Source organism: Paenibacillus sp. sptzw28 (genome assembly GCF_019550795.1).
Classification (GTDB): domain Bacteria; phylum Bacillota; class Bacilli; order Paenibacillales; family Paenibacillaceae; genus Paenibacillus_Z.
On record NZ_CP080545.1, the window covers coordinates 3,805,823 to 3,826,168 of the forward strand.

At 44.6% G+C, this 20,346-nt stretch carries 22 protein-coding genes; 4 read left to right on the forward strand and 18 right to left on the reverse strand.

All coding sequences use genetic code 11. From position 1 onward, the window contains the following. Positions 1-43: 43 nt before the first annotated feature. From KZ483_RS17240 to KZ483_RS17265, 6 genes are all read right to left on the reverse strand, one after another. Positions 44-931, reverse strand: coding sequence for a hypothetical protein (locus tag KZ483_RS17240; protein ID WP_220348722.1), 888 nt, complete (start codon positions 929-931; stop codon positions 44-46). Between the two features lie 155 nt (positions 932-1,086). Further along, a complete protein-coding gene (locus tag KZ483_RS17245) occupies positions 1,087-1,728 on the reverse strand; it encodes an immunity protein Imm33 domain-containing protein (RefSeq protein ID WP_220353504.1) in 642 nt (213 codons plus the stop codon). Between the two features lie 178 nt (positions 1,729-1,906). Further along, the gene (locus KZ483_RS17250; protein WP_220348723.1) at positions 1,907-2,776 is read right to left on the reverse strand and encodes an ornithine carbamoyltransferase; all 870 of its coding nucleotides are present in this window, start codon (positions 2,774-2,776) and stop codon (positions 1,907-1,909) included. A gap of 244 nt (positions 2,777-3,020) precedes the next feature. Further along, positions 3,021-3,395 (reverse strand): MmcQ/YjbR family DNA-binding protein, encoded by a 375-nt coding sequence (locus KZ483_RS17255; protein ID WP_258881302.1) that lies wholly within the window; start codon positions 3,393-3,395, stop codon positions 3,021-3,023. Positions 3,396-3,619: 224 nt separating this feature from the next. Further along, positions 3,620-4,120, reverse strand: coding sequence for a hypothetical protein (locus KZ483_RS17260; RefSeq protein ID WP_220348724.1), 501 nt, complete (start codon positions 4,118-4,120; stop codon positions 3,620-3,622). A gap of 205 nt (positions 4,121-4,325) precedes the next feature. After that, positions 4,326-4,871: a DNA topology modulation protein gene (locus KZ483_RS17265; RefSeq protein WP_220348725.1), complete on the reverse strand. Its 546-nt coding sequence runs from the start codon at positions 4,869-4,871 to the stop codon at positions 4,326-4,328. A 459-nt stretch (positions 4,872-5,330) separates the two neighbouring features. Between KZ483_RS17265 and KZ483_RS17270 the strand changes: the two genes are divergently transcribed. After that, a protein-coding gene (locus KZ483_RS17270; RefSeq protein ID WP_258881303.1) for an IS3 family transposase occupies positions 5,331-6,487 on the forward strand; the annotation gives its coding sequence in 2 pieces (ribosomal slippage) (positions 5,331-5,589 and positions 5,589-6,487; 1,158 coding nt in all). Here KZ483_RS17270 and KZ483_RS17275 read toward each other — a convergent pair. The 8 genes from KZ483_RS17275 to KZ483_RS17310 form a co-directional block, all read right to left on the reverse strand. Next, positions 6,450-6,776 carry a VOC family protein gene (locus KZ483_RS17275; protein ID WP_220348727.1) on the reverse strand — a complete coding sequence of 109 codons (327 nt, stop codon included), beginning with the start codon at positions 6,774-6,776 and terminating at the stop codon, positions 6,450-6,452. The genes KZ483_RS17270 and KZ483_RS17275 overlap by 38 nt on opposite strands. Before the next feature lie 233 nt (positions 6,777-7,009). Continuing rightward, positions 7,010-7,528 (reverse strand): hypothetical protein, encoded by a 519-nt coding sequence (locus KZ483_RS17280; RefSeq protein WP_220348728.1) that lies wholly within the window; start codon positions 7,526-7,528, stop codon positions 7,010-7,012. Between the two features lie 186 nt (positions 7,529-7,714). Continuing rightward, complete coding sequence (locus tag KZ483_RS17285) at positions 7,715-8,224, reverse strand: 8-oxo-dGTP diphosphatase (RefSeq protein ID WP_220348729.1); 510 nt, start codon at positions 8,222-8,224, stop codon at positions 7,715-7,717. Between the two features lie 272 nt (positions 8,225-8,496). Then, entirely contained in the window at positions 8,497-8,949 is a 453-nt protein-coding gene (locus KZ483_RS17290) for a hypothetical protein (protein ID WP_220348730.1), read from the reverse strand. Between the two features lie 254 nt (positions 8,950-9,203). After that, positions 9,204-9,776 (reverse strand): DMP19 family protein, encoded by a 573-nt coding sequence (locus KZ483_RS17295; protein ID WP_220348731.1) that lies wholly within the window; start codon positions 9,774-9,776, stop codon positions 9,204-9,206. Between the two features lie 241 nt (positions 9,777-10,017). Beyond that, the gene (locus tag KZ483_RS17300; RefSeq protein ID WP_309568591.1) at positions 10,018-10,548 is read right to left on the reverse strand and encodes an NUDIX domain-containing protein; all 531 of its coding nucleotides are present in this window, start codon (positions 10,546-10,548) and stop codon (positions 10,018-10,020) included. 220 nt (positions 10,549-10,768) lie between these two features. Then, on the reverse strand, positions 10,769-11,329 hold the full coding sequence (locus KZ483_RS17305; RefSeq protein WP_220348732.1) for a GNAT family N-acetyltransferase: 561 nt from the start codon (positions 11,327-11,329) through the stop codon (positions 10,769-10,771). Positions 11,330-11,485: 156 nt separating this feature from the next. Further along, complete coding sequence (locus KZ483_RS17310) at positions 11,486-12,601, reverse strand: tyrosine-type recombinase/integrase (protein ID WP_220348733.1); 1,116 nt, start codon at positions 12,599-12,601, stop codon at positions 11,486-11,488. 738 nt (positions 12,602-13,339) lie between these two features. Here KZ483_RS17310 and KZ483_RS17315 point away from each other — a divergent pair. Genes KZ483_RS17315 through KZ483_RS29175 form a run of 3 tightly spaced genes read left to right on the forward strand, consistent with a single transcriptional unit; the run spans position 13,340 to position 15,335 of the window. Then, complete coding sequence (locus KZ483_RS17315; RefSeq protein WP_220348734.1) at positions 13,340-13,756, forward strand: YhjD family protein; 417 nt, start codon at positions 13,340-13,342, stop codon at positions 13,754-13,756. Continuing rightward, positions 13,753-15,015 carry a DNA polymerase IV gene (locus KZ483_RS17320; protein ID WP_220348735.1) on the forward strand — a complete coding sequence of 421 codons (1,263 nt, stop codon included), beginning with the start codon at positions 13,753-13,755 and terminating at the stop codon, positions 15,013-15,015. Before KZ483_RS17315 ends, KZ483_RS17320 begins: the two co-directional genes overlap by 4 nt. 44 nt (positions 15,016-15,059) lie before the next feature. Then, positions 15,060-15,335: a YolD-like family protein gene (locus KZ483_RS29175; protein WP_397376211.1), complete on the forward strand. Its 276-nt coding sequence runs from the start codon at positions 15,060-15,062 to the stop codon at positions 15,333-15,335. 249 nt (positions 15,336-15,584) lie between these two features. Here the strand turns inward: KZ483_RS29175 and helD are convergent, their stop codons facing one another. The 4 genes from helD to KZ483_RS17345 form a co-directional block, all read right to left on the reverse strand. Beyond that, positions 15,585-17,969 carry an RNA polymerase recycling motor HelD gene (helD, locus tag KZ483_RS17330; RefSeq protein ID WP_220348738.1) on the reverse strand — a complete coding sequence of 795 codons (2,385 nt, stop codon included), beginning with the start codon at positions 17,967-17,969 and terminating at the stop codon, positions 15,585-15,587. Between the two features lie 258 nt (positions 17,970-18,227). Further along, positions 18,228-18,680, reverse strand: coding sequence for a GNAT family N-acetyltransferase (locus KZ483_RS17335; RefSeq protein WP_220348739.1), 453 nt, complete (start codon positions 18,678-18,680; stop codon positions 18,228-18,230). 604 nt (positions 18,681-19,284) lie between these two features. Next, positions 19,285-19,560, reverse strand: coding sequence for a hypothetical protein (locus KZ483_RS17340; protein WP_220348740.1), 276 nt, complete (start codon positions 19,558-19,560; stop codon positions 19,285-19,287). Further along, entirely contained in the window at positions 19,541-20,284 is a 744-nt protein-coding gene (locus tag KZ483_RS17345; RefSeq protein WP_220348742.1) for a hypothetical protein, read from the reverse strand. The genes KZ483_RS17340 and KZ483_RS17345 overlap by 20 nt, the downstream gene beginning before the upstream one ends. Between the last annotated feature and the right edge of the window lie 62 nt (positions 20,285-20,346).

The following is a 20,346-nucleotide window of genomic DNA, read 5'->3' on the forward strand; positions in this document are numbered from 1 at the left end:
CGTGAATATGGTGTTAGCTGAAGTTATCATCTTCTTCGAATCCTCAACGCATCAATTGGTCACATATTTTCCCTATCCTTGTAAACTCAGCTTCATCGTTTTCCTCAGTTAATGGGAATAATTGAATACTGAATCCATATCCAAGAGACAAATCAATCGGAGTAAAACTAGGTATTCCAAAAGTTAATATTAATCCCTTAACTCTTTTATTTCTTGATTCGAAAAATTCTGCAGGGAATAATTCTTTAACTAATCCTATAAGCAACTCATATGCTGCATTTGTTACTAAATCAGGGTTATTGGTTACAATATAAGGATCCTCAGCTTGTAATAATCTATCTAATGATAAAGCAATGAATCCTTCATGTTCATATTGAAGTATTTGTTGCTCCGATTCCTTTAATCGTTTTAGAATTTTCTTTCTGCTTGTTATCCTTTTAGCAGCAACTGAATATGTTGACCCATCATATTCAAAAGAAAAGTCGGGTTCAACACATTTCACATTCATTGCTGAGTTACTAAATCTAGATGCAAGATAAAGTTGATATTGTAGATTCCTTGCTGTTGAATTAGTATCTTCCGAAGGAAGTCTATTACCGCCTAGCATTAGCTTCAGCTCATTATCCGAGTTTCTCAGTATTTCAGATGAAGAAACAATTGACTTTATCTCAAAAAAGTCCCTCATTCCTTCAAGCAACTCGGGAAAATGTTTAGCTAAATTGTCTGTTTCAATTAAAAGAAGGTAGTCTCTATAGAATTGAAGGAATCGATTTGATTCATGAATTGGTATATTATAGTCTCTTAGAATTTTAAATATTGATTCAATCTCAGTAATAATATTGCTTGCTGGTAAATCCGTTCCTCCTTGACTCAACCCTTCACCTTCTTTGTAATGTCTTATGATAATTTCGGCTAACGCTTGTGCATTCACGAACCCTCACTGGCTTAGATAGCTCTTATCTTAGCCGGTGCAGGGTTGTCAGCTGAATCCGCTACTTTAGAATCTGCTTCTCGCGGACCGAGGTGCGGCAGCCCCGATGCGTGAATGCGGTGTTAGCTGATGCCCCGGCTTCATCGAAATAGCAATCAACTCTTACTTTCACCAAGGTAACTATCCCAATCGTAATCATGAACTTTATAGAACTTATTGTTTTTTATGTTTCTTTCATAAGCACAAAGCGGCTCATCATCAAGTAAATCTATTATTGAGTCATCCATGTTAAGAACTGCCCCTAGAGAAACAACTTGAAAATTATCAGAGTCCCCATTCGCATCTTCAGACTCATAGCCGGTGAAGAAAGTCCATCCTGTATCTATATCATCTCTAGGTGTATCCCTCATTATAAAATTGAAAAGTCTTCTTTCTAATACATCAGTTGTTACCACCACTTTCTTGTCAAAGTAGTAATCCCATTTAGGTACCTCTGGGTCCTCCAATAACGTGTCACAAATATGATCAGCACTAAAATCTATTTCATCTCCTAGGTTAAGATCAGAAATATAAATGGGCTGATTGGTCAATATTCCTTTAAATCCCTCATCTGTTATCTGTGTTAGCTCTACCCACATTCGTTCACCTGAATAGTCATCATGTTCATCATCAGATACAAAAATAAGTTTAACCAGATCACCAATGGCTAAACTTTCAATTACTAATGAGCTAGGAACATAAAAAGTATATGGGGTTTCTCTGTTCCTTTCATAAACACTTACAAGTTCCCAAGCCATAATCTTGTCACTTTCTTTCTTTAGTTTTTCCGGGGTTTCAGCTAACGTTGTTGCATTCACGAACCCTTACCGGCTTAGATAGCTCTTATCTTAGCCGGTGCAGGGTTGTCCGCTGAAACTACTTCCTCAAGATTCCCCTTGCGGACCAAGGGCGTTAGCCCAATGCGTGAATGCGGTGTTATAGGATGTCAGCGCCTTCCTTGAATAGTCCCAGACAGTGAATTATTAATGCTTGTTGAACAAATACCAGATTCTTCTTAAATGAATAGCCTACAAAATATTTGGAGTTAATGACATCTTCGCTTACTTCCTGATTCCTGAAAAAGGGAGGACATGGGTTTAACAATGCATTTGCATTAGTTAATTTCATTCTTTCGAAATTGACTTGAAACTGTGAGAAATATTCATCGGTTTGATATTCAAGAGGCAATGAATCTGTAAGTACAAAATCACTTCCAACTAGTTTAGTTTCAAGGTCAGTTGAAAAATGATAGTTCCGATCATCATTGCATATTTCATTGCCAGTAGTGCAAACATGATAAAGTTTAAGATCCAGAACCTTTGCAATTTCAACCCAAGAATTAACTATATTGCCGGCTGGACCTACAAATGTATAAGTAAGTTCCTTGAAATCCGGGCGAATCTCGCGTATTGAAAATATGTCTGAAAGTACTTCACATGGGTGATTTTCTGATGACATTGCATTTATTATTGGAATTAATGCGTGTTCGGATAATCTAATCATGTTATTAAAGTCAGGATGTCTGACAATTACCGCGTCAACCCAATTGTTTAAATATCCAATAACATCTGCAAGTTCTTCTTTCTTCTTGAGTGATTCGGGAGGAAAAAGAATACATTCCCCGCCGAGATCCTTAATCCCTTTCTCAAATGTTACTCTAGTCCTAATGCTAGATTCAGGAAAGAATAAAACGAAAGTTTTCCCTTCAAGTATTTTTCCAAACTTATTATTCTTGAGCTTTTCGGCAATATTAAATATTTCCGTCATCTTGTTAACCGATAGATCAGAAAGATTCAAAAAATGCATTAATAATCTCCTTTGATTGGCTTTTTAAGTTTCGCGCTGATTTCCTATAACGTTTCTGCATTCACGAAGCCGAGAGGCTTAAGTTGCCGGTCGATACAGCGAAGCGATTGACATGCCGGGTCCGTTAGGACTTAGCCTCGCAGGCTTGTCTGCCTGATAACGCTTCTTCGAAAACTCTTCGAGCAGACCAAGGGCTCACTTCTCAGATTTACTCCACTGCTAGCCCGCCGCGTTGAATGCGTTGTTATGTAATGCCTCGGTCATCTTCGAACTTACTCTCATCAAAAGCCTTTACAACTCTCTTCGGAGCAACACTTCTCCATGCTTTATTCAATAATCCTTTTAACTCTTCTGGTGACGCTGTATATAAATTTATGTGCATGTAATTTAGTTTTGAAAATGTTTCTGGTATTCTATATGTTTCCGGATCCATTGTGGTATAAATTGTTCGATCTTCCCCAACGGTCTTAATTGTTAAAGTTATACCATCCGGTTGTATGGTAGCAAAGATCTTATTGTTTATCCGGAATGACGGTTTGCCAAAATGATCAATTTCCACTGTCTCCGGTAATGACAAAATAAATTCTCGAGCTTCATTAATAGAAATCAAATACCCCACCCCACTAACGATTTAGATTAAGGTTTCGTGGTTTCATATGCATTTACCGAGGTTTCACATAACGTTCTTGTGTTCCTGACGTCGATTCCCCTTAGATAGCTCTTATCTTAGGGGAATCGATGTGTCTGCCTGAATCTGCTACTTTAATATTCTTCTGGCAGACCGAGCGGCGTCAGCCGCGAAGCAGGAACACGGTGTTATACGAAGTCGACGACTCCACTGAATTATCCAAGCAAATCATTTAACTTCTCTTTAAAACTATCCCATCCAGATTGGTGATCAATATTCAAGCCCCATCCTGCAGACCGTAGCCTTGAAGCAAGCTCTATATATTCTTTGCGCTCTTGTTCAGTCAATTCTGTATTAGGGAAACCTGTGTCTTGTTTGTACTTTATTAGAAAGTTGTATAATTGCCATAAAGTTACTTGAACCTCATAATTTAATTGTCCCGTTCTTTCGGCCACTTCAAAAGCAAGACCAACTCCATCCACCACATCGTCCAACTTTTCTGTTACATGAAATTCGTTCTTCCATTCAGTTTCCATTTGATATTTAATTGCACCCTCAAGCTGTATTAGATTACTCTGTATTCCCTTAAAAATAACTTGATCTAAAACTTGGGTATTAATGTCTTTTTTATTGATGTAAATAAATATCAATAGAACGTTTACTAAGATTGATGCCAATAAGCAAGTTACAACTATCTTTCTTTTAATCTTCATCACTTCTTTCGTCGATTTCGAATAACGTTCTTGTATTCACGAACCCTCACTGCCTTAAACGACCGGAGGGAGTGGCCGCGACGCGGTTAGGCAGTGCAGGGTTGTCCGGCTGAATTGGCTTCCCTGCTACTGAATCCACTTCTTCGTAACTGCTTCTTCCAGCTTCGGCCGGACCAAGGAGCGATAGCGACGCTGCGTGAATACGGTGTTATGAGATGTTCTCGCCTTCTCTGAAATAACCCACACCAATTGTCTTTACCTTATCAAGAAGCCTTCTTACATGCTTCGGTGATTTCAAAACTATAATCTTCTTATCTTGATATTCCATTAGCTTTTCCATAATTCCTGGTATTCTTGTCTTCTTAAAATTCCAGACCCACTTAATAAATTCAACATCTAAACTCTCAGGACAGTTTTCATTTAGATCTGGTCTTGTCTTACCGTGATACATGATTCTTCTTTTAATTACCCTATAAACAGTTATCCATCTTGAAAAATCTAAGAGTATAATTACATCCGCCTGTTTCATTCTTATATCATGTGTTCTTTCATAGTTTCCATCAATAATCCACGATTCTTCCTGTACAAGCTTTTCTTGAAAATTATCCCACTCATCATTTGGTGTTGGTATCCATCCAGGTCTCCAATAGTAAGCATCTAAATGATGTACAGGAAAATGTAGTATTTCTCCAAGTTGCCTTGCAAAAGTGGATTTACCTGCTCCACCAGACCCAATGATCATAATTCGCTTCATCGAACTTCTCCTATGCAATTGGTTTTGCGAGAATTTCTCATAACGTTTTTGTATTCACGAACCCTCACTGGCTTAAGCCGCGTTAGCGGCGGGTCGTAAGACTTAGCCAGTGCAGGGTTGTTCGCCTGACCTTACATCATTGCAATTGCCTCGGGCGAACCAAGGAGCGTTAGCGACGCAGCGTGAAATACGGTGTTATATGATGCTCCCGACCTCTTGAGTTACTTTCACTATTCATTAATGTGTTTTTGCGTCCCAATTGACCAGATGTTTCCTGAATAGTCTCTGAATGTCCCTCTTCTATCGGGATCTCCTTCTCTTTCCTTAGGTTCTTCCATAGGATGACATCCTAAGGCTATTGCTTTATTAAATATCTCATCAACATGTTGCTAGACTAGAAAGTGGACACGAAGAACCGAGAATGCGAGAATAAAATCAAATCCATTCGAGGTGTCGAACATGACGAAAAAATACGATAGAGACTTCAAGATACAAACGATCCGAATGATCCAAGAGGAAGGGAAGCCGGTGGCGCAGGTAGCCCGCGAGCTCGGCATCAGTGAGAATACCCTGTATCGCTGGATGTCAGAATTTAAACAGGAAGGCAAACAGGCCTTTCCTGGGAGTGGAAATCTAAAGCCCGATGAGAAAGCAGCGCGTGAACTTCAGAAGCGTATTCGCGACCTGGAAGAGGAAAACGAGATCTTAAAAAAGGCTATGCACTACTTTGCAAAAGACCGGCGCTGATCTATTCCTTCATTCATGATCATCGCTTCAAGCTCCGTGTCGCAAAGATGTGTGCTCAATTTGACGTTTCTCGAAGCGGCTACTATGCATGGCAGAAAAATAAAGACAAGCAAACCAAGCGGAGTACACGTCGAAAAAAGTTGGAGCAGTGCATCCGCCAGGTTTTCTTAAACTCCCGCCGTCTGTACGGTAGCCGGAAGATCAAGGAGTCGCTGGAACAGCAAGGTGTTCATGTATCAGGAAAGACGGTTGCGCGGATCATGAAGGAACTGGGCTTGAAATCCCGGACCGTTAAGAAATACAAAGCAACGACCAACTCCAAGCACAATCTCCCGGTTCAAGACAATGTGTTGGACCGACAGTTTTCTGCAGATGCCCCCAATAGTAAATGGGTGGCCGATATTACCTATGTCCCGACAAGCGAGGGCTGGCTTTATCTGGCCAGTATTATGGATTTATACAGCCGAAAGATCGTCGGATTCCACATGGATGATCGCATGACCAAGGACCTTGTCCTAAAAGAGCTTGACCGGGCCTATAGCCTTCAGAGACCTAACGGTCCCGTCCTGCATCATTCTGATCGCGGCAGCCAGTATGCTTCGCTTGACTATCAAGCGCGACTGGATAAATACCAGATGCAAGGCAGTATGAGCCGCAAGGGTAACTGCTATGACAATGCGTGCATCGAATCCTTCCACAGTGTGCTAAAGAAAGAACTCATTTACTTGGAGAAATTCAAGACTCGCTCGCAAGCCAAAAAAGCAATTTTTGAGTATATTACATGCTTCTACAACGGAAAACGAATCCATTCATCCATCGGCTACAAAACACCTAACCAGCACGAACGTCAGTACCGATCTGCAGCGTAATCCTCTCGATTCTATGTGTCCATTCTATTGACAGCGGTGCAACATCAGGTACATAAACGTGTACTAACAATTGGGTTGGTGAAAATTCATACGAGGATTCCCCCAGCATAATAACAGTATCATCAACAATTAGCTCCATATGCATAATGGTTCCGTCTGGCATGTCATATCGTCGCAATTCAGAAGCATTAAATATTGCTTTAATCAAGTCGACAAATCTCTGAGCATCCTTCACTACAAAATAGGGTGATAAGGAATTGTATCCTTTGGGTTTAAAGTTTTTTTTCATGTTTTTAGTCCCTTCTTATTTTTATTTAGAATTTGGTATTCGGGAGTTTCATATAACGTTCTTGCATTCACGAACCCTCACCGACTTAAGCGAACGTAGTGAGCGGCCGCGATGCGGTTAGTCGGTGCAGGGTTGTCCGCTGAATCAGCTTCCTAGAAATGCCTCCCGCGGACCGAGGGCCGAATGGCCCGATGCGTGAATGCTGTGTTATCTGATGCTGGTGGCTTCCCGAGTTACTTACTCAGGGTCCTTAATATATTCTCTCGGTATTCAGTATCCTTCTCTTTAAATTCAAATATATAACTCTTAACTGAAACATTCATGTACGCTTCACAATACAATCCCATTTCATCGTTATCATCAAAAAAGACCTTAAATTTTATATCTTCAAATGCAATATTTCTTGGATCCCCTTCTAATGGAAAACATGTAAATGATATCTCGTCTTCAAACTGTAACTCACCATTAAATCCATAAAGCTCTAACAAGACCTTAAGAAATGCATCCGATTCCTTTCCTATTGATTTCAAAGTAATACCCTTAAAAGAAAAGGCGTCTCGATTTATATCCCCGTTATCCCATCCGGGTATCAGATCCGAATTTATCAATACATCAAAACCAACTATTTCATCTTTGTATTGACCATACACACGAAAATAGTTTCTATCATCTCTTCGTTGAAATTCCACGATGTCAAATTCAAGATCCTGAAAATCTTCCTCAGTGTTCTGATTTATTTGTCTAAATTTCATTTAATCTTGTCCGCCCTTCCGCCAGTTTCAGATAACGTTCTTGCATTCACGAACCCTCACTGGCTTAAGGCGACCAACGGGAGCCGGGTCCAACGGACTTAGCCAGTGCAGGGTTGTCTGCTGATTCCGCTTCCTCGACAATTCCTCTGCAGACCAAGGGCGTCAGCCCGATGCGTGAATGCGGTGTTATCTGATGGAGTCGACTTCTTTGAAACCACTCTCACCATAGTTCTTTATTGTCTCTCCTAATTTCTTCTTACTTTTCTCATCCCATACATAACTCAATTCGAATGTACCTGGCTGAAAAAATAATGGAAATCTCCGTTTAAACCAATCTTGCATAGGTAAGTTCAATGCATCCTTGATCTCTACCCATAACAATTCCCCTTCTGGTGGATTTTTCAACAATTCTCCTTCAAATTCTGTAGCTAAATAATTAAATACCATGTACCTTAGTCCTTGTCTTGGATCACAGAACTCTTGAAGTCCCTTATATGTAATATCAGTAACAATCAAGCCCGTTTCCTCTTTTACTTCTCGAATAGCTCCATTTACTATACTTTCTGGAAAATCCACCTTACCTCCCGGTGCTATATATCCTGGAAAACCTAATTTATCCGGTCTATTCATTAGAAGAACTTTTGATCCTTCTTGCACCATACACATTGTATATATCTTATGATTTACATCAGTCATACAAAGCCCACTCCATTTCTTTTGAGTTCAATATCGCCTTTTGCTTCGTGGGATCACTTTCTGTTTTTAATAATGTCTTTCGACTCTTTCAGATAACGTTCTTGTGTTCCTGACGTCGATTACCCTTAGATAGCTCTTATCTTAGGGTAATCGATGTGTCTGCCTGAATCTGCTTCTCGAAACTCCTCGGGCAGACCGAGCGGCGATAGCCGCGAAGCTGGAACACAGTGTTATGTGATGTTCGGCGCTTCTTTGAAATACTTGCATAACGATTACTTATATGGTTCTTCGTGTCTCCAAGGGATAAAGGTTTCAAAATGTAATTGAATAATTGGTTCTGGAAAACCTCTTGGTACACTTGCGATATCCTCACTGCTAAAACCAAATTCAAAATTATCGATCTTGATTAACTCTGCTTTATTCCATTCTTCAGTTATTTTTCTCGGTCCTTCAAGGATTCTGCCCTTTATATGATAAAATCCTGCATAATGGATATCCCCTTTCTCATTCGGACCAAATTCCATAAACTCCCCTTCTTTACTAGGTTCAATTCCCAGTTCACGAAAAAAATCCATAAGTTGGTTACTCATAAATGCGCTGTGTAATCTATAGTTCTGACAGTAAGTACACTTGCAATCATCGGGTATATCGTGGTTAAAGTATTCACTTGTCTTTTTATGATCAATCTCAATAGTCCAACTACCAAACTTGAGTGTTATATCCATCTTGAATCTCCCAAACTTAATGTTTTTAAGGGTTTGCCAAATTTCACATAACGTTCTTGCATTCCCGACGCCCCACCACCTTAAAGGAGCACGGAGCCAGAGGCGAAGCCGGTTCCCGACTGGCTGCGATGCAGTTAGGTGGTGCGGGTGTGTCGCCTGAATAATCTGACAGTTATAGCTTCTGGCGACCAAGGGCCGCAAGGCCCGCTGCGGGAATGCGGTGTTAGATGATGCCACGCACATCTTCGAGATACTTACAAATATTCCTTTAATTCATCAATTAAGTTCTGTTTGTTTGCTTCAATATAGTCAATCAAATTATTAAAAATATTCTCTTCCTGATTGTTAATATATAAGTTTTCAGCTTCTTGTTGGATTCTATCAAGCAACTCACTATCGGTAATTCCATGGGTTTGTATAAAGTTATTGATTTGATATTCCTTCAAATTATGTAGATTAGTGTTTAAATCGTGCGTCTTCAATCCGAAGTTAGATAGGCTCTTCTTAATTTTATTTAGAGCTTTTGCGTCTCTTACAGCACCTATTCTCTCTAGAACCTCAATTGTCTCATCAATGAACTTACCAGTTGAGTTTTCTAAATATCCAAAAATACCGTTCATATTTAACTCGGTATCAAAATCAATTAGTAATACACAGTCTCTAATTAATATAGGAATCTTGGAAAGAACCTCTTTATCCCTGACTAAATAAAAATCTTCTTGGTAAATACCCTCACATATATGCTCTACTATCTCACTGGCTGGAACATTTAATAGATTCGATTTATTCGGTAACAATTTCCCCACGATTAGTTGAAGATTATTCATTACTATCCTCCCTGAATTACGATCAATAATACTCTTTAGCGTGGTTTCATCTAACGTTCTTGCATTCACGAACCCTCACTGGCTTAAGTGACCGTAGGGAACGGGTCGTCAGACTTAGCCAGTGCAGGGTTGTCTGCCTGAATTCGCTTCCTCGAAATCGCCTCGGGCAGACCAAGGGCGTCAGCCCGCCGCGTGAATGCGGTGTTATGTGATGCCAGTGCCCTCTTCGAGTTACCACCAACTATCTTCTAAGCAATTCGGTTTTACTCTTCTTTAAATCTATAAATACAGGTTTCTGCACCTTATTTATTGTTTCTATATTAATATCTTCAATTCTCATAAATTCTAGTCTCAATGATTCACTATTACTATCCTTATAAATTAGCGTCTTTCCGTCCTCAGATAGTTTACCATCCAATTCCGCCTCGACATTAAATAAAAACATTACAAAAACTACTTCATTGCCATCAGGGTATGTATATTGCATTCTTGCACCAGTATAAATTGAATACAACTGATAACTCTTTACATCTAGTCCTGTTTCTTCTCTCACCTCTCTAATCATGGTCTCCTCAATAGCTTCACCAGCGTTCATTCCTCCACCTGGCAAACCCCAATCACCATAATCAGATCTTTTCTGTAATAAGATTCGGTCAAATTTATCTTTGATAATTGCTCCACCAGTAACAATGATATGTCTACTCATGATTTCAGTCCTTTTATGGTTTAAAATATGACTTGCACTGGTTTCACATAACGTTCTTGTATTCACGAACCCTCACTGCCTTAAACGACCGAAGGGAGTGGCCGCGACGCGGTTAGGCAGTGCAGGGTTGTCCGGCTGAATTGGCTTCTCTGCTACTGAATCATCTTCTTCGAAACCGCTTCCTCCAGCTTCGGCCGGACCAAGGAGCCGGAGGCGACGCAGCGTGAATACGGTGTTATAGGATGTCAACGCCTTCTCCGAACTACATTCAAGTAACTAGTTTTTTTCACCTTGTCTTTGCAAAAATCGTTGTATCTCTTAAACTGCTTTCATCTGTAGATAAACTATTATTCTTTAATATTCCTTCTAATCTGTACCCCAAACGTTCTGGAATTGCTTTACTTCTATAGTTTAAAGAATCACATCGAATTTCTATTCGTCTTGCATTTAATTCTCTAAAAGCAAAATCAGTTATCCCTTGAACACCTTCGGTCATTAGCCCTTTACCACTAACCCGTGAATCAATCCAATATCCAATTTCAAACTTAGGAATTGCCCAATTAATTCTATGTAATCCAGATGAACCTACAAATTCATTCGTTTCTTTATTAAAAATTAATAGCCTTAGGTCTTCTCTCTTCAAGAACTGTATATGAGATTCCCTTATGTTTTCTTCAACTTTTTGCTCATTTTGTTCATAACGAGCAAATGGTAACCAATCTTTCAGTTCATTAATTGATGCTTGTATGCTTTCAAAAACGACTTTGCCATCACCGGGAAGTGGCATTCTAATGAGTAATCTATCTGTTGTAAATTGATGTGGAAAATCCAACAATATCGGATTCACATAAATCACTCCAATCACTTAAATGTTCTTATGACTTGCGTTGATTTCCTATAACGTCTTATTTGCGAAATTCGTAAAATAATCTTATTTTATTAGTATTTGTGAACTTCGGGAATATCTCGATTTATGATGTTTTTGTGTAGGAATAGGACTAAATCAATCATCAATTTGATCAAGAGGACTTTTAATACGTCTGACATCTTTTATACTTACATGAGTATATCGTTCGGTGGTACGAGTACTTTGATGACCCAGCAGTTCTTGGATGTACCGAATATCAATGCCTCCTTCTAATAGATGAGTGGCAAATGAATGTCGCAACGAATGTATACTAACCTTCTTTGGTACTCCGGACGCAACTAAAGCTTGTTCAAAGATTTTTTGAACCGAACGTTCCGTCAGATGCCTCCCCTCGTTTTGTCCTGGAAACATCCATATTTCTGGTTTTTCTTGATGATAGTAGCGCAGAAATATTTCTAAAGCAGTATCGGATAGAAGGGTAAGCCGATCTTTTCTTCCTTTACCTTGACGAATTCGCAGCGTTTTACGTTCTTTGTCAAAATCCTGTAATCGTAGACGTACTACCTCACTCACTCGTAATCCTGAAGAATATGTTAAGTATAAAATGGCTTTGTGTTTCAAGTTTCGGACTGCTTTTAAGATGAGTATAACTTCATTGAGGGATAAAACATTTGGAAGTTTATGTTCCTTTTTGGGTCTAATATATGGTGCAGATTCATTTTGTTTAAGAACCTTCTGGAAATAGAACTTTATCGCACTGATTGCTTGATTTACATAGGCATGAGAGCAATTTTTATGTAGCAAATATAGTGAATAGTTGTGAATCGTTTGATGATTCCAGAATATATGCTGCCCTTTAATGTAATTAAAAAAACGTTCAGCTTGGCCCAAATATGCCTTGATGGTTTTTGAGCTATAGCCCCTCAGAAGTAACTCATCTTTAAAGCTTTGCCTCTGGACAGAACCCCATTGAGCTACATTAGATAGTGAGTCTGAATTATTTGCCTTTTCATAGGATTGAAGTAAGTAGCACTCCTCTAACAATTGTGGTTCTACATAAAATTTGCAGTCCTTAAAAACTGTCAATATCTGATTAAGCACTTCCAATGTATAAGGAAATGCCCAGATTGATTCTTCAGGGATCCATCTTCTTCCCGGTAAATTCTTAATTTTAGTAATACCATCTTTATAAAACACCATAAACTTTACGGCCAATGTCGTTTTATTTCGTTTTGATAAAGATATTTCCATCAAGACCCGCCTCTCGATTATATCAGTCATTGTAAATATTGGAAATTAAAAAGGAGGCTCACAAAGTCTAATAGACTTTGCAACCCCCCGATGCTTCCGGTTCTATTTAAGTTGTAAAAGATAATTTAATAATATCATTGGGATTACTTGTCGTAAAGTGATTGTTAACAAAATTTGTGTCGCCGGACATCTGTCGGGTACCCGTTTAGTTGAACAACTTCGCTTATAGGGCTAACTTTCTTGCCCAAGAAGTTCCAGACATACTAAAGTACTCAAATCCGATTTTTTCATATAACCGAACCGCAAATAATTATCTCGGTCAACAGACTCATTGCCTTGTAATTTCTAAACTTCTCATGAATCCGCATAAATTCTTTATACCAAGTTAATTTAACCGAAGTGACTAACTGTTCCAGAGGCAGATCAAGATGGTTTCTGGTAACCCTCAATGTATGCTTTTGTTGTCTCCGCATTTAATTGATTACCAACTAGTGCTCCCGAAAGGATGGACCGAGAGATATTAAGCCATTGTAATGGAGTCTATCGAAATCCCGCCGGCTTCACGGTTATCCGACCCCTTCACGTTTTTCAAGGCAACCACACACGTAGTAGTATTTATAGAAGTTTGTAGAGAGTGGGCGCACAGCAAAATTCCAACGGATACCCCTTGCATAAAGAACGTATGTTCGTAGTATAATAAGGTAGCGAACATTTGTTCTTTTTCGGAGGGGATTAAAATTGAAACCTATCCTACCCAGCCCGACTCCACTCCAGACTGAAGATGAAATCCGAATGGTGAAAGAGTATCTTGTGCTGGTTGTTATGCTTGATTTGCTCGAAATCGAAGTTCGCAAGCTGAAGAAGCTGAGGAGCGGCGACCTGCGGACGTCCCGCATCTACATCCGCAAGCTGCGCGGCATCCAGAGCGGGCTTCCGAAGCAGCTGCATACGCTGCACCGGAACTTTAAGACGCACGGCATGCGGATTATCGAGATGAACCGCGCCAAAGGCTACATTGATTCGCGCTATCTGTGCCGAGGCTACGAGTATGAGATGATGCTTCAGGGCGATACGGTCAGGGCTGAGATCGAGGTCAAGCTGGCGGAAGAATTCGGCGTCGATCTAGCCGCCGAATACGGCGATGACGAACTATGAAGAAAACCAGGCGCACCATACTGCTGGCCGACTGCCAAAGCTTCTACGCTTCCGTGGAGAAAGCCGCGAATCCCGGCATTAAGAACAAGCCGGTTGTCGTGGCCGGGGATCCGAAACGCCGCAACGGCATTATTCTGGCGGCATGCCCGCTTGCCAAGGAGTACGGAGTAACGACCGCGGAGAGCTTGCGGGAAGCGTTGCAGAAATGTCCGCATCTATATGTTTCCCTTCCCCGCATGCAGCACTATATCGACATGTCGCTGCACATTACGCGTATCCTCGAGTCGTATACCGACTTGGTTGAGCCGTTCTCGATCGACGAGCAGTTCGCCGATGTGACGCACAGCCTCACCCGTTTCGGCTGCAATGCCACTGAGCTCGCGAAGCACATTCAAATGCGGGTGCGCAACGAGACCGGCATTTATACGCGGGTGGGCATTTCCGAGAACAAAATTCTAGCCAAAATAGGCTGCGACATCTTCGCCAAGAAGAACGAAAGCGGGATCTTCGAGCTTGCCAAGAGCAACATGTCCGACTTGTGGGGCTTCGAGCTGAACAAAATGTTCGGCATCGGCACGCGAACGATGATGCACCTGCACCGGATCGGCATCCGCACGATCGGCGAGCTGGCGGCGACTCCGCTGCAAACGCTGAAGCTGAAGATGCGCGCCCTGCTTGGCCGCAACACCGATATCTGGAGCGAGGTGCTGTGGCGGACGGCCAACGGCATCGACGACTCACCCGTTAAGCCCGATGCCTTCGATACGCAGAAAGGAATCGGGCGGCAGACGACGCTTCCGGTCGATTATGCGCGGGCGGATGACATTCATGTCGTGCTGCTGGAGCTGTCCGCGCTCGTTTGCGAGCGGAGCCGCAAGAAGCATTATCAGGGTGCGGTCGTTAGCGTAGGCGTGCAGGGGGCCGATTTCGACCGGCCGACCGGCTTTAGCCGCCAGATGAAGCTGGATACGCCGACCCATTTGACCCGTGAGGTTTACGCCGCTGCGAAGCGGCTGTTCGATAAGCACTGGAACGGCTTGCCTGTGCGCAAGGTGTGGGTCTCACTCAGCGGCCTGCTTCCGGACGATGCCGTGCAGCTGACTCTCTTCGAGGACCGGTACAAGCAGTTGGCGCTGGAGCACACCATGGACGACATTCGGGATTGGTACGGACCGACGGCCATCTCTTTCGCATCCTCTTCATCACGATCAGGCCAGCTTGGCAATATTGCGAGGAAAATCGGAGGTCATTTGAAATGAGCAAAAAACTGCAGGGAAACGGATTGTTCGAATCGTCGCGGATGATGCTCTTCGAGCACCGTGACGCGCTCATTGAGCGCCAACGCCTTAGGCACAAGCAGGGCCGTCGCACGCTTGACGAGCAGCGCCTCGCCGAGATCGCCGATCGGCTTGGCGAAGCTATAGCAGAAGGGCTGCGGGTCAGGCTCACGCTCTTCCACGAGGACGGCGACCGTACCGTCTCCGGCCCCATTACCCGCCACGACGCAGCCCGTGGGCGCATTCGCGTCGGCGGCGAGTGGACCGATCTTCATGATATTATCGATTGCGAGCAGGTTTAGTGTGATTAGCTGAGGCAATAACAACGCTGCCAACGTCAAAGTATTTAACAGGCAGCGTTTCCGCACTGCTCGATGAGGTGCTGACGGCAAACAAAGCTTACTTGCCCCGCTTTTTCAAATAAACCGCCGGCCGGGCAAGTAATCGTTATAAGCAAAGCAACAGCAGCCGCCCAAGCACAAACGCCGCCATCCAAGCGCGGATAGGCGGCATTTTATTGCGGTCTAAGCGGATACAAAACGGGTAAACCCTTACCGTTTCACCTCTTGCATATCGGCTTCAACCGTGCAGCAGCGCAGGGCTTCCCCGGAAATAAACGGAGTCAAGGAGCCGATTGAGTACAGATGCAGCTCATGCATCGCCCTGGTACACACGGTATAGAAAAGCCTCCTCTCGCTTTCCCGGCTGTACTGGGCGGCCGACGCGTCATATACAATCACCGCGTCAAACTCCACTCCTTTAGCCAGGTATGACGGTATGACGACGACGCCGGATTCGAACGAGGAGGAGTCCTGCTCCATAAGGTGAATCCCCGCCGTAACGCCCTTTAGCGCTTCGTAGGCCTCCAATGTTTCTGAAGCCGTCTTGCAAATAACCGCAATCGTTTTATATCCGGCAGACGACAGCGCCTGGATGCGGCGCGCGATCCGGCTGTGAAGCTCATCCGCGGCCGCGACTACCGTAAGCGTCGGCTTTGCGCCGTCGCGGTTAAAGGGCTCAATGGACTCTCCGCCGCTAATGCAGAGGCTAGTGAACTCAACGATCTGCCTGGTCGAGCGGTAACTTCGGCTCAGCGTGATCGTTTCTGTCTCTTCCGCTTCATACTGCGCGGCCAGCGCGGTAATTCCGCTGATTCCGGCAGCCGTGTGGGCATGAATGGATTGGTTCACATCGCCAAGGGCGGTGACCTTGCTGCGCGGGAACAGCCGCTTCAGGAAAGCAAACTGGAACGCTGTATAATCCTGTGCTTCATCGATCAAAATATGTCGTACCGATGTGTTCGTTTGGAAGCCTCGCACCCTCTCCACCAGATACAGGAACGGTGTCGCATCCTCATAGGCGAGCTGTCCCTCGTCGAGCCGCGCAAGCGTATCGGCGCAAATCTCCGGCCATAATCCGGGAAGTCCGGCAGCTGCACTGCCTCCGAACATGGTGGCAAACCGGGCATCCTTGAATATCTGACGAAAACAACCCTTCAGATTGACGAAGCCAAGCTTCTTCACCCGCGTGCGCAATGGCTTGATGCTTTCTTTCACGACATAAGCCGAGAGCAGTTCACGCTCGCGGTCATGATCGTCGAACGATTCACTGCTGAATTGTTTATTCCGCTTCAAGCTCTGAAAAGCCTTCTGATACGTTTCATTATCAAGCAGCTCAATAGCTTCTTCGACCCACGCTTCGGCGCGAGCGGCCTGTTCACGGTCCCTCAGCCGCTCCAGCAGCCATGAAGCCACAAGGCGCAGACGGTTTGGAAGCGCAATCGAGCGGTCGATCGAATAGAAATATTCACTGATCGCCGCCGCATCCTTAACCGTTTCCCCGCGGAACGACAAATCGCGGAACACGAGTCCCTCTTCGCCCAGATGCGTCAAATACCGGTCCATCAACGCGACAAAATCGGCCGATGCCTTGTAGCGGATCCCTTCCATGCGCGTCTCGTAGCCGGGCTCCTCCTGGCCGGTCAGCGCATACTCGAGCTGTACATAGGGATTTTCAAGCCGGAAAGATTTGCCGATGCGGTGCGCCAGATATTCCTGGAATGTCGTCTGCTGCATATTTTCCTCGCCAAGCTCGGGCAGTACCGTCGATACATAGCTGTTGAACATCGGATTCGGCGAAAATAATACGATCTGGTCGGCGCGCAGCGTCCCCCGGTACCGATAAAGCAAATACGCGACGCGCTGCAGCGCTGCGGACGTCTTGCCGCTTCCGGCCGCTCCCTGCACGATGAGCAGCCGGCTGCGCTCATTGCGAATGATCCGGTTCTGCTCACGCTGAATGGTCGCAACGATGCTTTTCATCTGCGCGTCGGATTGCTTGCCGAGTACCTCCTGCAGCAGTTCGTCGCCAATCGTGACGCCGGTATCGAACAAGCTGACGATCGCACCGCCCCGGATCACAAATTGCCTTTTCACCTTCAGTTCGCCCTTGACCGTCCCCATTGGCGTCTGGATCTCTGCGGGACCCGGCGGATAGTCATAGTACAGACTCGAGATCGGAGCCCGCCAATCGTAAATCAAATAATCCTGATCGGTGCTATCTCGCAGGGACGCGATGCCCAAATAGACGCGATCGGCTTTGCTCTCCCCGTCTTCGAGGAAGTCGATCCGCCCGAAATACGGCGACTCACGCAGCTTTCTCAAGGTCCGAAGCTGCTGGACGGCATGACGGTGCGCTCCTTCACGCTCGAAAAGCAGCTCTGCCTGCTGCTTCATGCTTGCATAGGTTTCCGCCATCTCCACCGCGTCGTCGAAGTTTACGGTAACGTCGTCCCAGAAATTTTTGCGAATGTCCACCATTTCGGATTTCGCATCCAAGGTTTGCTGCTCAAGCATCCGGGTGCGGCGGTCGATTTGCTCCACAACTGTATCCACTCGTCGCTGCTCCGCCGCCCAATCCCGGTTCGTCTCGCTCATCGGCTTTCATCCTCTCTCTGACTCTCAAAACGAAGCTTGACACTCGCGTATTTATTGTGCTATAATTATATTGGATAATTACGCGATTCGGTATATTTTTATTGCATCCAAAATTGATTTTACCAGATTTACCCCTGATGATCAATACATTTCGCACATGCGAGCTGCGGAGTGTCATATAGCTTTCGCCGCTTTTTCTAAATTCACACCCCTTAGCATAGACATCGGATCTGTTCCGATACATGCGAAGGGGTGTTTTTACTTGGACCTATCATTCCCATTAAGCGCCTTCACCATTAGGACATGGGGAATGCCCTCCTCGATAAATTCTTCCGAGGCTCTTTCATAACCCAGTCCGAAGTAAAATGATTCAGCCTGCAGCTGACTGTTCAATTTCGCCTTGATCAGCCCCCGTTCACGGGCGATCTTCTCCAGAAAACGCACCGCCTCTCTGCCCAGTCCGTGCTTCCTGTAAGCAGACAGGACACAAATTCGTTCCAGCTTGGCTGTGCCGTCGACAATGCGCAGCCTTCCGGCAGCGGCCGGCTCACCATTAAGATATACAAGAATATGTTCCGCGACACCATCGAGCCGGTCAAAGCCATCGATTTCAGCTTCCGGAGGCACGCCCTGCTCGTCAACAAAGACGGCTCGCCGAATTTGCAGAGCAAGCTCCAGTTCCTCTTGAACGGTTATTCGTTGTAGTTGCACTTTGGATACCCCCATTATTGATATTAAAAAATAAATGCGAGTCCAATACAGTCCTCTAGCAATAAAAGTCGGATTGCAATAACTCCGTCCTTATAAGTATACAAAAGCTGCGATTTCGCTTCCACTCCCGATAAAAATGCACCCCCTGCAGCGGATGGGGTTAACCAAGAGGTTTCCGCTGCAAGGGGTGACATGAACTTATACGCTGATGGCACGGATACGCCATCGGTGAGGTATATCAACGAAGAGAATCCCGTTACTGCAGCTGAGGGCTTCTTCCCGGAGTTTACAACAATAGACTCGATGAAATTTAAAATTCGGACATGTATAAATGGAGATAAATTACTCTATTAATGATATTGAAGTAAGTAGAAGACGTGTTCGAGGAGGATATTGCATTACGAAAGCCACAGATCAATCTCTTTATCGCAGCTTGGTAGTGACCTGCTTGAGGCGTAACTCTAACGGCTAAACGTAGTGTCGGTCCGGCCGGTGGCTTCAGTTTTATGAGCCGCAACCTCTGATCCGGGATGAAGGGGCATTTAAAGCCCCTTCTTTTTCGGACCGGATTCAGCTCTTTGCGGAGGATATTCAGTCTATCATATTATCCGTTTTCAACGATACTTAGCAGTTCTGCGGCAACTTCCTTTTGCGATTCGGGAATCGTATTCACCCATTCGCGGAGTGCCGACCGCACGCCACTGTCTGTCAGCCTCTGTGTCTCCATTATGTATTGGAGCTGCGGGGACAGAGTCAGACCTTCCTGCTCACTGATGTCGGCCGCCATGCCGACTGCGGTGGTAAGCATGCACGGGCGATGGTCTTCGAGGCTGCATTCCTTGTTCAATTCGTACACTTTCTCATTGTCTGGTTGATTCATAAGATTTACCTCCCCAGGCTTTGAGTACATCCTGGCGAAATCTTGAATTCAGCTCCGCCGCTTCCTTCTGGGCAAGCTTTAATGTCTCGGAGTCCGGGTCGCCATTGACCTTACGCGAGATTTCAGCAAAGCGGGCCGCCGCTATTTCAAGGTCATCCGGTGTGACGATGCCATTCACAAGCTTATGTCGTGCCTCGCGGATCTCCGGCAATACCTGTTTAATTTCATCGCGCATCTCCGGCTCCAGGCGCAGCAGCTTCTCCGGTGCAAAACGAATCCGTTCGAGGCCATTCACATGCTCCTCCGAACGCTCCAGCCGCAGCTGCACCTCGGGATGTTCTATACCGTCCGCCCTGGCGAAGCGGATTGCCTCTTTGAGTGCCGCGGCAATCGCCGTAAGCTCCGGTACGGGTTCGGCAAGTTTCTCCTGTATAGCGGAAATACCCTCAGCATACTTGGCTAGAACTTCACGGTCCTTCTCCGGAGTCGCGGCCAGCTTCTCCGGGGTCAAGTCGTACTCCATCAGCGCGGAAATCTCTTCGCGTGCCGTCTCTGCATCCCCCGCCTTGAGCGCAGCCGAAACCGCCGACAAATGCGCTCTGGTGCACGGGATACAACCGACCGACACGTGCATGTCCGGCGCATACTGGCTGTATGGCTTCGCTGGTTCAAGCGGGGTCACCGCTTCGTTAACATCTGTATAATTTCCTCCGACAATACCCATTAGATTAGCCTCCTCAAATAATTGCCGTTTCACGACAGATCATGAAAGTATGTCTGCCCACT

Bases quoted from the DNA above. Each gene is read 5' to 3' on its own strand.
- KZ483_RS17245 (WP_220353504.1), bottom strand. From the start codon at position 1,728: ATGGCTTGGGAACTTGTAAGTGTTTATGAAAGGAACAGAGAAACCCCA.
- KZ483_RS17250 (WP_220348723.1), bottom strand. From the start codon at position 2,776: ATGCATTTTTTGAATCTTTCTGATCTATCGGTTAACAAGATGACGGAA.
- KZ483_RS17265 (WP_220348725.1), bottom strand. From the start codon at position 4,871: ATGAAGCGAATTATGATCATTGGGTCTGGTGGAGCAGGTAAATCCACT.
- KZ483_RS17275 (WP_220348727.1), bottom strand. From the start codon at position 6,776: ATGAAAAAAAACTTTAAACCCAAAGGATACAATTCCTTATCACCCTAT.
- KZ483_RS17280 (WP_220348728.1), bottom strand. From the start codon at position 7,528: ATGAAATTTAGACAAATAAATCAGAACACTGAGGAAGATTTTCAGGAT.
- KZ483_RS17285 (WP_220348729.1), bottom strand. From the start codon at position 8,224: ATGACTGATGTAAATCATAAGATATATACAATGTGTATGGTGCAAGAA.
- KZ483_RS17290 (WP_220348730.1), bottom strand. From the start codon at position 8,949: ATGGATATAACACTCAAGTTTGGTAGTTGGACTATTGAGATTGATCAT.
- KZ483_RS17295 (WP_220348731.1), bottom strand. From the start codon at position 9,776: ATGAATAATCTTCAACTAATCGTGGGGAAATTGTTACCGAATAAATCG.
- KZ483_RS17310 (WP_220348733.1), bottom strand. From the start codon at position 12,601: ATGGAAATATCTTTATCAAAACGAAATAAAACGACATTGGCCGTAAAG.
- KZ483_RS17320 (WP_220348735.1), top strand. From the start codon at position 13,753: ATGAAGAAAACCAGGCGCACCATACTGCTGGCCGACTGCCAAAGCTTC.
- KZ483_RS29175 (WP_397376211.1), top strand. From the start codon at position 15,060: ATGCTCTTCGAGCACCGTGACGCGCTCATTGAGCGCCAACGCCTTAGG.
- helD (WP_220348738.1), bottom strand. From the start codon at position 17,969: ATGAGCGAGACGAACCGGGATTGGGCGGCGGAGCAGCGACGAGTGGAT.
- KZ483_RS17340 (WP_220348740.1), bottom strand. From the start codon at position 19,560: ATGAATCAACCAGACAATGAGAAAGTGTACGAATTGAACAAGGAATGC.
- KZ483_RS17345 (WP_220348742.1), bottom strand. From the start codon at position 20,284: ATGGGTATTGTCGGAGGAAATTATACAGATGTTAACGAAGCGGTGACC.